This is a genomic window from Hoeflea sp. IMCC20628 (assembly GCF_001011155.1).
Taxonomy (GTDB): Bacteria; Pseudomonadota; Alphaproteobacteria; order Rhizobiales; family Rhizobiaceae; genus Hoeflea.
Genome location: NZ_CP011479.1, coordinates 4,467,125 through 4,480,389, shown reverse-complemented (window position 1 = coordinate 4,480,389; position 13,265 = coordinate 4,467,125). Strand labels below are relative to the sequence as shown.

The following is a 13,265-nucleotide window of genomic DNA, read 5'->3' as shown; positions in this document are numbered from 1 at the left end:
GGTGAAGGTCGCGACAAAATCTGACAGGTTTTCTGGTGATCTTTTATGGCAATTGAACGATACAATCCCAAACAGGCGGAAATCCGCTGGCAGCGCATGTGGGAAGAGGCACGGATTTTCGAAACGGACGACAACAGTCCCGATCCGAAATACTACGTGCTCGAGATGTTTCCCTATCCGTCCGGCCGGATTCACATGGGCCATGTCCGCAACTATGCCATGGGCGATGTGGTGGCGCGCTACAAGCGCGCCCGCGGCTTCAACGTGTTGCACCCGATGGGCTGGGATGCTTTCGGTATGCCGGCCGAAAACGCCGCTATCCAGAACAAAGTCCACCCGCGCGACTGGACCTATGCCAATATCGACGCCATGCGCAAACAGCTCAAATCCATGGGGTTGTCGCTCGACTGGAGCCGCGAATTCGCCACCTGTGACGTGGAATACTATAAACAGCAGCAGGCGCTGTTTCTGGATTTTCTCGCTGCAGGACTGATCTACCGCCGCAATTCCAAGGTAAACTGGGATCCGGTCGACATGACGGTGCTTGCCAATGAGCAGGTTATTGATGGCCGGGGCTGGCGTTCGGGTGCGCTGGTTGAACAGCGTGAACTGACCCAATGGTTCTTCCGGATTACCGATTTCGCTGAGGATCTGCTGGTTTCGCTCGACGAACTAAATCAGTGGCCGGAAAAGGTCCGGCTGATGCAGAAAAACTGGATCGGCAAATCCGAAGGCCTCTCCCTGCGTTGGGAAATTGCCGACCCGGCTCAGGCTGGCGGCGCCACTGATATAGAAGTCTACACAACACGCCCGGACACCTTGTTCGGCGCGTCGTTCCTGGCAATAGCTGCAGATCATCCGCTGGCCAAGGAGCTGGCTGCCAATGATCCGGCGGTCGCCGCATTCTGCGACGAATGCCGCCGTGCAGGAACATCGCTGGCTGCACTCGAGACAGCTGAGAAAACCGGCCTGAAGACGCCCATCAACGTGGTTCATCCATTTGACCCGGAATGGTCTGTTCCGGTCTACATCGCCAATTTTGTGCTGATGGATTACGGTACCGGCGCCATTTTCGGCTGCCCGTCCGGTGACCAACGTGACCTCGATTTCGCCCGCAAATACAATCTGCCGGTCACGCCTGTAGTCATGCCGGCGGATGCGGATGCTGCAAGCTTCGTCATCACCGACACCGCTTACGTCGGCGACGGCGTCATGATCAACTCGCGTGATCTTGACGGTATGACGCCTGACAAGGCCTTTGACGTGGTTGCGGGACTTCTGGAAACCAAAAACCTCGGTGATACCCCGCAAGCCGCGCGCAAAACCAACTACAGGTTGCGCGACTGGGGGCTTTCACGCCAACGCTATTGGGGCGCGCCGATTCCGGTAATCCATTGCGATGATTGCGGCGTGGTTCCTGTGCCGGCTAACGACCTGCCGGTTCAGCTGCCCGATGATGTCACGCTCGACAAACCGGGCAATCCGCTCGACCATCATCCGACCTGGAAACATGTCTCCTGCCCGACCTGCAGCAAGCCTGCGCGGCGTGAGACCGACACGATGGACACTTTCGTCGATTCGTCCTGGTATTTCGCCCGCTTCACCGCGCCGCGCCACGACACGCCGACCAATCCGGCTGTCGCCAGCGCCTGGCTTCCGGTGGATCAGTATATCGGTGGCATCGAGCATGCGATCCTGCATCTGCTCTATTCCCGTTTCTTCACGCGCGCCATGCAGCAGACCGGCCACATCGACCTCAAGGAGCCGTTCCGCGGTCTGTTTACCCAGGGCATGGTCGTCCATGAAACCTATCGCGCCGACAATGGCGGCAAGGGAGAGTGGGTCCCGCCGGCCGAGGTGGTGATCGAGGAAATCGACGGTGTCAGGCAAGCTCGCCATGCCAAGTCCGGCGCGCCGCTCGCCATTGGCTCCATCGAGAAAATGTCGAAGTCGAAGAAGAATGTTGTCGATCCCGATGACATCATAGACAGCTATGGTGCTGATACTGCGCGCTTTTTTATGCTCTCTGACTCTCCACCCGACCGTGATGTGATCTGGACCGAGGCCGGTGTTGAAGGCGCACATCGCTTTGTTCAGCGGATCTGGCGTCTACTGGGTGAAGCCGCCGACGTCCTGAGCACTGTAGAAGGCCGCACCGGAACATCAGACCGGGCTCTGGCTGTCTCACGCAGCGCCCACAAGACCGTGAAGGCGATTGGCGAAGACATTGACAAGCTCGCCTTCAACAAGGCTGTGGCACGGCTTTATGAGCTGGTAAACACACTTTCGGCACCCTTGGCCGACGTTGCTTCTGGCAAGGCCGATGCGGATCTCAAAGCTGCCTGCAAGCAGGCTTCTGACATGGTCGTGCTGTTGATTGCACCGATGATGCCGCATCTCGCTGAGGAATGCTGGAAATTGCTCGGAAATGACGGCATGGTGGCCACTACAGCCTGGCCGGAATTTGAATCTGCCCTGGTAACCGACGAACAAGTCACCCTGCCGGTTCAGATCAATGGCAAAAAGCGCGGCGATTTGACAATTGACCGCAATGCCGATCAAGCTGCTGTGGAACAGGCGGTTTTGGCTCTCGATTTCGTTCAGGCCGCGACCGGAGGCAATCCGCCGCGTAAACTCATCATCGTGCCCCAGAGGATCGTCAATGTCGTCATCTGAAAATCCCGGATCAGGCTGGAAATCAAGGATTTCGGCGGCCGCTGTGGCTTTGTCATTGTTGGCCGGTTGTCAGGCGCAGCCACTTTATGGAACGATGTCCGGCCAAAAACAGTCCGTCTCGGTTTCGGTGGCCGATTCCCGCGTTGAACAAACCGTGCGCAATGAACTTGTGCTTGGTTTCGGCGGCGAGCAACCCGACGGTGCCTATCGCCTCGACCTGACTGTGTCCTCCACCGTTGCCGGCGTCTTGCCTGGCGGAGTGGACAATGAATTCTCGGCCGCGCGCGCGACGGTAACGGCGAAATACGTGCTCGAGAATGTCGCAACCGGAGAAACCGTCAAATCCGGTTCCCGCTTCGCCGATGCACAACTGGATCTTCCCTCGCAGCATTTCGCGCAAGTACGAGCCAAACGTGAAGCAGAAGACCGCGCGGCCCACGCAGTGGCAGTTCTTGTCCGGGCTGATGTCGCGTCAGCGCTTGCCCGATAAGTCGTAGATTGGTCGCGGCTGCCGCATGGCTCAACTCAAATCCCACGAATATTCGAGCTTCCTGCGCCGCGAAGGCACACCTTACCGGATAATCCTTGTCTATGGGCCGGATCGTGGGCTTGTGTCTGAACGCGCCGCCCAGGTTGCTGCCAAGACCGGTGTTGATCTCAAGGATGATTTCGCTGTTCTGAAGCTCGAGGCCTCGGACCTTTCCGGAGATCCGGGACGTCTGGCGGATGAATTCGGCGCCATAAGCCTGTTCGGCGGCGATCGGCTTGTCTGGATAAAGAACGCCGGCAATGAACGTGCTCTCATCGACTCGTTGACCGCTCTGGCCGAGACGGATCCCGGCTCGTCCCACCTGCTTGTAGAAGCCGGAGACCTGAAAAAGGGCAGCGGCCTGCGCAAACTGATCGAGAACGCACGTTCAACCCTTGCGATCCCCTGCTATTCCGATGATGCCAGCGGGTTTCAGACCCTCATCGACGAAGAACTCGGCGGCAGTGGTCTGGTTGTCCAAGGCGATGCACGCCGGAGACTGACGCAGCTTTTGGGCGGGGACCGGTTGGCCAGCCGCAACGAATTGAAAAAGCTCGCACTTTACTGTCACGGCACGGGGACAGTTACCGAGGAAGACGTGATCGACGCAATGGGTGACGTCGCAGCGCTTTCCGTCGATGATGCAATTGATGCGGTGTTTTCAGGCGACAAATTGCGCCTGGAGGCCGCTCTAGAGCGGATACTGTCCTCGAAAACCTCGGTGTTCCTGGTACTGCGCGGCTGTATAGTCCAGTTCGAGCAACTCGACGCCATGCGGTCTCTGGTTGAAAACCATCATAAACAGCCCGCCCAAGCAATTGCCGAAAAGGGCCGTGGCATTCACTTCAAGCGCAAGCCTGTCGTCGAACGCGCCCTGCGTCACTGGCACTTGAAAGCGATCAATCGCGAGATGCGGCGTCTCTATGACGCAGTTCTGGAAACACGTCGCCGGCCGCATCTGGAATCAGCCATCGCCCGGCAGGCTCTGCTGCGAACCTGCCTGCTCAGCCGTTAAAGCCGCATCCTGTTGATATATCTACTGTTTCTCGCCCAATAACCGGCAAAGTTCATCAAGTTGATCAAGTGATTTGTAATCGATCCGCATCTGGCCACCCTGGCCTTTGTGGATCAATTCAATCTTCAGTCCCAAAACGTCGGACAGACTTTTCTCAAGAGCGACAGTATCTGCGTCTTTTGCATCTGCGTGGCCGGACGACTTGGTTTCCAGGCCAGCGGGTTTGCCTGCCTGATCCGCATCCTTCTGGGCGAGACGTTCAGCGTCACGCACCGACAACCCACGGTCAGCGATCAATTTTGCCAAGCCGATCGGATCGGTGGTCGAGACAATGGCGCGGGCATGGCCGGCCGACAATGCGCCTTCAGCCAACATGGCGCGAACTTCATCGGGGAGTTTGAGCAACCGAAGCGAATTGGCCACATGACTGCGGCTCTTGCCGATGACCTCGCCCAAATCATTCTGGGTATAACCATACAGAGCGATGAGTTGCTCATAGCCCTGGGCTTCTTCCAGCGCATTCAGGTCAGCGCGCTGCACATTCTCGACAATGGCAATTTCAAGCGCCGTCTTGTCATCCACATCGCGCACGATGACCGGGATTTCCACCAGTCCGGCCATCTGCGCTGCCCGCCAACGGCGTTCACCGGCAATGATTTCAAAGCGGCCCGCTTCGGCGGTGCGCACCATAACCGGCTGCACAATGCCATGTTGACGGATCGAGCGCGCCAGATCCTCGAGATCCGCAGGATCAAATGTCCGCCGGGGATTGCGCGGGTTGCGGCTGACATGTTCAATTGGCACGAACCGGTCCGCAGAAATTGTGGGTGTTGTCTGGGCAGCAGAGGGCTGATCAATTTCGCCGATCAGCGCTGCCAAGCCGCGTCCAAGACGCTTTTTCGAAACATCTTCTGCCATAGTGTTTTCCATTCTTGCGCCTGTTCCCCGGTGAATCAGGCGGCCTTGCGGTTACGTTCGCGCTGGATGACTTCGGAAGCCAATTGAAGATAGGCCTGGCTTCCGGAGCACTTCAAATCATAGAGGATTGCCGGTTTGCCATAGGATGGCGCTTCGGAAACCCGGACATTTCTCGGAATCAGCGTCCTGTAAACCTTGTCGCCAAGATGCGCCCGGACATCGGCCACCACCTGATGCGCAAGATTATTGCGTGGATCATACATGGTCATCACGATGCCCTGAATATCCAGGGTTGGATTGAGCGAATCGCGGACCTGCTCGACCGTCTCAAGCAACTGGCTCAAACCCTCGAGCGCAAAGAATTCGCACTGCAGAGGAACCAGAATCGAATGGGCGGCGGCCATCGCGTTCATCGTCAAAAGATTGAGTGATGGTGGGCAATCTATCAGCACGTAATTATAGCGGCGGGCATCTTCTGCCTGAAGCGCTTTTCGCAGCCGGAAAACCCTGTCCGACATGCCGGCAATCTCCATCTCCACACCGAGCAAATCCATGGTCGAGGGAATGATGCTCAGATGCGGTACAGATGTCTGCATTACTGTTTCGCTGACCGAGGCGTTATGGGTCAGCAAATCATAAGCTGACACTCCGCGGTCCTTGCGGTCGATGCCCAAACCTGTGCTGGCATTGCCCTGCGGGTCGATATCGACGATCAACACCTCTTCGCCTATCGCTGCCAATGCTGTGGCGAGATTAATGGCGGTGGTGGTTTTGCCTACACCACCCTTTTGATTGGCAATGGTGATGATCCGGTTCTTTGAAAGTTGCATCAAGAAGGGTCCACGGCCTGATTTTGCTTGGAAAGATTGCTGATTTGCAGGATCGCCGATCCATCCTGCGCCAGACTATGATGTTCTATCAGATCAAAAGCCCAAAGGTCACGCGCTGATCGCACTTCTTCAGGGTAATCCAGTCCTTTATGGAACCACATCTCGACATTCGGGTTGTCCAGCGCAATCGGCCAGGCATAGGTCAACAAATCCGGCAGAGATGCGAGCGCCCGTGCTGAAATGGCGTCCACATTATCAAGTTCCGGAGCCTTCGCTTCCACGCGCATCGGATGAACGCTGGCTCTTGCGCCGGTTTTCAGAATCACCTGACGAAGAAAAGCCGCCTTTTTGTTGTTGCTCTCCACCAGATGGACCCATCCCGCATTCTGCTCTGCCAGGCAAATAGCGGTGACCAGGCCCGGAAAGCCAGCACCGCTGCCCATATCGACCCAGGTCAGCGGTTTTGGCTGAAGCCGATAGAGTTGTAGACTGTCAAGAACGTGCCGCTGCCACAGCACCGGCAGTGTGTGGGGTGAGATCAGATTGAACGATCCCTGCCATTTGCGCACGAGATCTGCATAGTCCTGCAACCGATCCCATGTTTCACGTGAAACAAATTCGGAATTCGGAAAAAAGCCTTCAACAGGCAAACTCTTAGGCATATCAAGCAATCTCTCTCGCTGCCGGCCCATTCTGACCTTTACGCAGATGCGCAAGAATCAAAGCGACAGCAGCCGGGGTCATTCCTTCGATCCGTTCTGCGTGCCCGATTGACGGTGGTCGAACCGAATCCAGCTTTTGCCGTAGTTCCTTCGATAGGCCGGATAGATTATCATATTGAAACCAATCCGGTATCAAGCGGGTCTCATCTCGTTTCTGATTATCGATATCCTGTTTCTGACGGGTCATGTAAACCGCATAGATCGCATCGATCGCCGCTGCAGTCAGGATCTGACGATTATGCCTGCCGAGATCTGGCCATATGCTGATCAGATCAGCCACGCCCACATTGGGATAAGACAACAATTGGAAGGCAGAACGGCGAATTCCATCCTGGTTCAAAGCCAGACCATGTGCCTTGGCCTCGTTTGGTGACAGGTTTCGGGTTTTCAGATCATCCAAACATTCCGCTAACGAATCAAAATACGCCTCGTACCTGGCAATGCGCAAATCAGATGCACATCCAAGCGCGATTGCCTTCGGAGTGAGGCGCAGCTCTGCATTGTCGGCCCGAAGTGAGAGACGGTATTCAGCCCTGGAGGTAAACATCCGGTAGGGTTCACTGACCCCCTTGGTCGTAAGATCATCTACCATCACACCAATATAGGAGTCTGTCCGGCTGAACAGACAGACTGGTCGGGATTGAACCTTCAAGGCCGCATTCAAACCGGCAACCAGCCCCTGGGCAGCAGCCTCTTCATAGCCGGTTGTCCCATTGATCTGGCCGGCCAGATAAAGACCGCTGATCCGGCGAGTCTCCAGGGCTTGGCTCAGTTCCCGCGGATCCACATGATCGTATTCGATCGCATAGCCAGGCTGAACGATTTTCACCGAAGCCAGACCCGGGATGGTACGAATGAAAGCTTCCTGAACATCCTCCGGCAGGGAGGTGGAGATACCATTGGGGTAAACGGTTGAATCATCGAGCCCTTCCGGCTCCAGAAAAATCTGATGACCATCTCTCTCACCGAACCGGACAATCTTGTCCTCGATTGAAGGGCAATAACGCGGTCCGACACCTTCAATTTGACCGGAATACATCGCCGAGCGGTGAATATTGTCCTGAATAATCTTGTGGGTGGCCTGGGTCGTACGGGTAATGCCGCACCGAACTTGCCGAACCTCGATCTTGTCTGTCATGAAAGAGAACGGGACCGGTTCAGCATCAGCTTCTTGCCATTCGACCAGTGACCAATCAATGGTATCACCGTCAAGCCGCGCCGGGGTTCCAGTTTTCAATCGCCCGAGCTTAAAGCCCGCCCGCTCCAATGTGCCCGACAATCCCAGCGAAGGATCTTCATTCATCCTCCCGGCCGGAATTTTATGATCTCCAATATGAATGAGGCCGCGAAGAAAAGTGCCTGTTGTCAAGACCGCTGCAGAGCAGGTGACCACGCGTCCATCTTTCAAGCGAACTCCGGACAAAACCTCTCCGGTCAGTTCGAGATCATCCACTTCGCCTTCGATAATATCCAGGTTGGGCGTTTCCGTCAGAAGCTTCTGTATCGCCTGCCTGTAGAGTTTTCGGTCCGCCTGGGTGCGTGGACCCCACACGGCTGGCCCTTTACGGCGATTGAGCATACGGAATTGAATTCCGGACAGGTCGGCGGCAACGCCCATCAATCCGTCCATTGCATCTATTTCACGTACAAGGTGCCCCTTGCCCAAGCCACCAATCGCTGGATTGCAGGACATAGTTCCGATGGTATCAAACTTGTGGGTCACCAGTGCGGTTCTGGCGCCAAGGCGTGCTGAAGCGGAAGCAGCTTCACTGCCTGCGTGTCCACCGCCGATCACAACGACATCATAAATCATGAGCTATCTCCGGAAGGAGCCTGTTTTGGGCATATGCCCATCGATGTCAAGGGAATACGTTTCACGTGAAACAACAAGACCGCAGGAATCACACCGCATTCGAGACAAAAGATGTTTCACGTGAATCACGAGCCTACTTGCAGTCCAAATGTTCCACGTGAATCATTTGCCTACGCAGAACTCTGAAAAAATTACACCGAGCAGATCTTCCACATCTATCCTGCCTGTGATTCTGCCAAGCGCTGTCGCAGCAAATCGCAGATGTTCAGAGCGGACTTCAATCGGAGCTGCTGCATCGTCGAGCGCAAGACCTAGTTCCTTCCTGCATCTTTGCAAAAGCGAAACATGACGTTCCCGGCTGGGTAGGCCCTCCCCGGAATCCAGGTCGAGAATGGAGAGCCGCCCGGAAATTTTGGCCACGAGCTCATCCAGGCCCATCCCGGATTTGCTGGAAATAGCTAAACCCGCATCTATTGTAGGGAGCATATCATCTCCCACCAAATCCAGCTTGGAAAAGACAGGCACTGTTTTGTCGTTCACACCCACAGGGAATGGGTTTTCAGTATCGATACAGCTAAGGTCGTGAATGTCCAGAACCAGGTCAGCATTCTCAGCTGTCATCCTGCTGCGACGTATGCCTTCAAGTTCAACTGAATTTTCAGTTTCGCGCAGACCTGCGGTGTCCTGAAGCACGACGAGGTGACCACCAATATCCAGCCGGACTTCTATGACATCCCGGGTCGTACCCGGCGATTCGGACACAATTGCAACGTCACGTCCAGCCAAAGCATTCAGCAGTGAAGATTTACCGACATTTGGTGGGCCGACGAGCGCAATTCGGAATCCTTCACGGACGATCTCACCATGGCGCGCTTTCTCGAGGTGTTGAGATATTTCATGCGCGACCAAAACCATATCCGGCCAGATTTTGTCTGCCACTGAACCAGGAATATCTTCTTCATCGGAAAAATCGAGTTCCGCCTCTATCATGGCGCGAGCATGGGTCAAACGTTTGGCCCAACCGTCATACATGATCTGCAGGGAACCATCGGTCTGACTGAGTGCTTGTCGGCGCTGGCTCTCGGTTTCGGCGCGGATCAAGTCTGACAGACCTTCAACCGCCGTCAGATCCATACGGCCGTTCTCGAAAGCCCTTCGAGTGTACTCACCAGCCTCGGCTGGACGAAAGCCCTCAAGCCCCGACAGGGCCCCAAGCACAGCCGCGATAGATGCGCGGCTGCCATGGATCTGCAATTCTGCGACATCCTCGCCCGTAAAGGAACCTGGACCTGGAAAATAGAGAATTATACCGCGATCAAGGACCAAACCATTGCTGTCCCGTATCACGCTCAACTGTGCGCTACGCGGAGGCGGAAGTGAACCTGTTAACGTTTCGAGTCCGAATCGAACACCAGGGCCAGATATCCGGATGACAGCAACACCCGATGGTGGGTGTCCTGTCGAAAGAGCGAAGATGGTATCCCGCATATTCATACCGGTGTCGAATCGAATCCGATGATTCTAAGCTTCCTCAGGTATTCATTGAATCGAAAAAGTCGCTGTTGGTCTTGGTCTGCTTGAGTTTGTCGATCAGGAACTCGATCGCATCGGTTGTTCCCATCGGTGCCAGAATACGGCGCAGAACAAAGATCTTCTGCAGATCCTGCTTTGGAACCAGAAGGTCTTCCTTGCGGGTGCCGGACTTGAGAATATCCATTGACGGGAAAATTCTCTTGTCTGCAACTTTGCGGTCAAGAACGATTTCCGAGTTACCGGTGCCCTTGAACTCCTCAAAGATCACTTCATCCATCCGCGATCCGGTATCAATCAAGGCGGTGGCGATGATAGTCAGCGAGCCACCTTCCTCGATGTTACGCGCAGCACCAAAAAAGCGCTTCGGACGCTGCAGGGCGTTGGCATCCACACCACCGGTCAAAACCTTGCCTGATGACGGCACGACGGTGTTGTAGGCACGGCCAAGACGGGTGATTGAATCGAGCAGAATGACCACATCCCGACCGTGTTCAACCAGACGCTTTGCCTTCTCGATCACCATCTCGGCTACCTGGACGTGACGAACAGCGGGTTCATCGAAGGTCGATGCCACCACTTCGCCCTTGACCGAGCGCTGCATGTCGGTGACTTCCTCAGGCCGTTCATCAATCAACAGCACGATCAGATAGCAATCGGGATGATTTGCGGTGATCGAGTGGGCGATATTCTGCAACAGCACGGTTTTACCGGTGCGGGGCGGCGCAACAATCAGGCCACGCTGGCCCTTGCCGATCGGCGCTACCAGATCGATCACCCGTGCGGATATGTCCTTGGTCGTCGGATTCTCGACCTCCATCTTGAACCGCTCATCTGGATATAGCGGTGTCAGATTGTCGAAATGCACCTTGTGGCGGATCTTTTCAGGATCCTCGAAATTGATCGTATTGACCTTGAGCAGAGCGAAATAGCGCTCGCCTTCCTTGGGTCCGCGAATCGGACCTTCGACGGTATCGCCGGTCTTCAACGAGAAGCGACGGATTTGCGATGGCGAAATGTAGATATCATCCGGGCCAGGCAGATAGTTGGCATTGGCTGACCGCATGAAGCCAAAACCATCCTGCAGCAGTTCGACGACACCCTCACCAATAATCTCGACATCCTGTGCCGCGAGCTGTTTGAGGATCGCAAACATCAGTTCCTGCTTGCGCAAGACACTGGCGTTCTCGACTTCGACTGATTCGGCAAACGCCAACAGATCGGTAGCGGACTTGTTCTTGAGCTCTTGAAGCTTCATTTCCTGCATGGGAAATCCAAATTCTGTATTTAATAGTATGGGAAGCGGCGGGCATTATGGGATCCGGCTTGGGAAGCCGGCCAGACTGATACTGGCGCCCGCCTTGAAGACGTTGTTTGTTAGATAGCGATTCACGTGAAACGCCGCAAGCCCCGTTATGCAGCAAAATGGGCCCAATCAGGCTAAGTCTCGATAAATATCGGTCAGATCAGGCGAATGGCTTGATAATCACCATGATCACCACGACGATCATCAGCACGGTCGGGATCTCATTGGCCATCCGCCATTGCCGAGCTGTCCAGGCGTTTTCGCCTTTGGCAAAGCGCCGCGCAGACCGGCTGAGAAGAACGTGAAACACGGTCAGTCCAACCACCGCGGCCAGTTTCACCCACAGCCAGATCCCAAGAAATCCGAAACCGCTCCAGGCCAGCCAAAGACCCGTCACCCAGGAAACCATCATTGCGGGTGTCATGATCACCTTGACCAGACGCTGCTCCATCACCTCGAAGGTGACTGCTGGCTCGCTCCCGGTAGCCGCATCCGCATGATAGACGAACAGACGCGGCAGATAGAACAAACCAACCATCCAGGAAATCACTGCAACGACATGCAACACCTTGATCCAGCCATATAGCCAATCCGGATCAAACCACCAGGCCGCCCCCGCCAGAGCCACCACGATGGAAATCGACAGATAGGCCTTGGCACTGGCTTTGCTGCCTTCAACGGCACTTGTTGCGCTGTCGTGTGTCACAGCTTCTCAGCGCCCCTGACCCGGTTCATCAAACGCGTGACATTTTCCGGATCCGCCTGCGGCGTGATTCCGTGTCCCAGATTGAAAATCAGCGGTCCATTCCCCAGTGTTTCAAGAACCTCGTCAACGCCCCGGTCGAGCGCTTCACCGCCTGCGACCATCAACAACGGGTCGAGATTGCCTTGGACAGCCCCGCCCTTCTGGATCTCACGCGCCAGACCGGACGGGACCGTCCAGTCAAGGCCAACGCAGTCAATCCCGGTCAAAGCCCGATAGTTTTGCAGCATGGCACCAGCGCCCTTGGCAAAACCGATAATTGGAACACCGGGTCTTTCCGCACGAATCCTGTCGACCATCCGCTTCATCGGACCAACAGCGAAATCTGCAAAGTCCCGCTCGCCCAGCACGCCGGCCCAGGAATCGAAAATCTGCACTGCATCGGCACCCGCATCGATCTGGGCGATCAGATAGTCAGCTGAAATTTCCGACAGCAGATTGAGCAGCATCATGAATTCTTCGGGATGCTGCATGGCAAATAGCCGCGCCGGCGCCTGATCAGGTGTTCCGCGCCCGGCGATCATGTAGGTCGCCACAGTCCAGGGCGCGCCGCAAAAACCCAGCAGCGTGGTTTCAGGCGGAAGTTCCGCGCGCAACCGCCGCACCGTTTCGTAGACCGGAGCCAGATGGGCGTGCATCCCGGACGCATCAAGCGAGGCAATCGCTTCAGGCGAAATCGGATCCATCAATGGCCCGGTTCCCTCGACAAAGCGCACATTGCGGTCAAGCGCATCGGGAATGACGAGGATGTCTGAAAACAGGATTGCCGCATCAAAGCCAAACCGGCGGATCGGCTGCATCGTCACCTCGACAGCCAGATCCGGTGTGTAGCACACATCGAGAAATCCCTTGGCTGTGGCACGTGTGGCCCGGTACTCGGGCAAATATCTCCCTGCCTGTCGCATCAGCCAGAGAGGTGGCGGAAACACTGTCTCCCCAGCCAGTACCTTCATCACCTTACGATCACTCGGATTTGTCATCCACCACTTCCTTAAAACAAATCCTATTTGAAAAGGATTCTGATTCTATGAGTCTGTGTTTTACGGGGATTGGACTCTGTCCACAGTCTATCCACAGGTTGATCCTATAAACTGTGCCATTCCGGAAGGCCAATCGGATTTCATCGCTTCTCCGGGTCGCCCCAATTAAATCCAATTGATTCA

Annotated in this window: 11 protein-coding genes; 3 read left to right on the top strand and 8 right to left on the bottom strand. The window is 55.6% G+C overall.

Features of this window, described 5'->3' with window-relative positions:
- Positions 1-45: 45 nt before the first annotated feature.
- The 3 genes from leuS to holA all read left to right on the top strand — a co-directional run bounded on the left by leuS (position 46) and on the right by holA (position 4,220).
- A complete protein-coding gene (leuS, locus tag IMCC20628_RS20920) occupies positions 46-2,676 on the top strand; it encodes a leucine--tRNA ligase (protein WP_047031811.1) in 2,631 nt (876 codons plus the stop codon).
- Between the two features lie 94 nt (positions 2,677-2,770).
- Positions 2,771-3,166, top strand: a complete 396-nt coding sequence (locus IMCC20628_RS20915; RefSeq protein ID WP_197078356.1) for a hypothetical protein — start codon at positions 2,771-2,773, stop codon at positions 3,164-3,166.
- A gap of 25 nt (positions 3,167-3,191) precedes the next feature.
- Positions 3,192-4,220, top strand: coding sequence for a DNA polymerase III subunit delta (holA, locus tag IMCC20628_RS20910; protein WP_047031809.1), 1,029 nt, complete (start codon positions 3,192-3,194; stop codon positions 4,218-4,220).
- Positions 4,221-4,241: 21 nt separating this feature from the next.
- Here the strand turns inward: holA and IMCC20628_RS20905 are convergent, their stop codons facing one another.
- From IMCC20628_RS20905 to hemE, 8 genes are all read right to left on the bottom strand, one after another.
- Positions 4,242-5,138, bottom strand: a complete 897-nt coding sequence (locus IMCC20628_RS20905) for a ParB/RepB/Spo0J family partition protein (RefSeq protein WP_047031808.1) — start codon at positions 5,136-5,138, stop codon at positions 4,242-4,244.
- 35 nt (positions 5,139-5,173) lie between these two features.
- Positions 5,174-5,968: a ParA family protein gene (locus IMCC20628_RS20900; protein ID WP_047031807.1), complete on the bottom strand. Its 795-nt coding sequence runs from the start codon at positions 5,966-5,968 to the stop codon at positions 5,174-5,176.
- Positions 5,968-6,630, bottom strand: a complete 663-nt coding sequence (rsmG, locus tag IMCC20628_RS20895) for a 16S rRNA (guanine(527)-N(7))-methyltransferase RsmG (protein ID WP_047031806.1) — start codon at positions 6,628-6,630, stop codon at positions 5,968-5,970. The genes IMCC20628_RS20900 and rsmG overlap by 1 nt, the downstream gene beginning before the upstream one ends.
- Before the next feature lies 1 nt (position 6,631).
- Positions 6,632-8,503: a tRNA uridine-5-carboxymethylaminomethyl(34) synthesis enzyme MnmG gene (mnmG, locus tag IMCC20628_RS20890; protein WP_047031805.1), complete on the bottom strand. Its 1,872-nt coding sequence runs from the start codon at positions 8,501-8,503 to the stop codon at positions 6,632-6,634.
- 162 nt (positions 8,504-8,665) lie between these two features.
- Positions 8,666-9,997: a tRNA uridine-5-carboxymethylaminomethyl(34) synthesis GTPase MnmE gene (mnmE, locus tag IMCC20628_RS20885; RefSeq protein ID WP_047031804.1), complete on the bottom strand. Its 1,332-nt coding sequence runs from the start codon at positions 9,995-9,997 to the stop codon at positions 8,666-8,668.
- A 37-nt stretch (positions 9,998-10,034) separates the two neighbouring features.
- Positions 10,035-11,300 (bottom strand): transcription termination factor Rho, encoded by a 1,266-nt coding sequence (gene rho / locus IMCC20628_RS20880; protein WP_156174602.1) that lies wholly within the window; start codon positions 11,298-11,300, stop codon positions 10,035-10,037.
- 199 nt (positions 11,301-11,499) lie between these two features.
- Complete coding sequence (hemJ, locus tag IMCC20628_RS20875) at positions 11,500-12,045, bottom strand: protoporphyrinogen oxidase HemJ (protein ID WP_047031803.1); 546 nt, start codon at positions 12,043-12,045, stop codon at positions 11,500-11,502.
- Positions 12,042-13,082, bottom strand: coding sequence for a uroporphyrinogen decarboxylase (gene hemE, locus IMCC20628_RS20870; RefSeq protein ID WP_047031802.1), 1,041 nt, complete (start codon positions 13,080-13,082; stop codon positions 12,042-12,044). The genes hemJ and hemE overlap by 4 nt, the downstream gene beginning before the upstream one ends.
- Between the last annotated feature and the right edge of the window lie 183 nt (positions 13,083-13,265).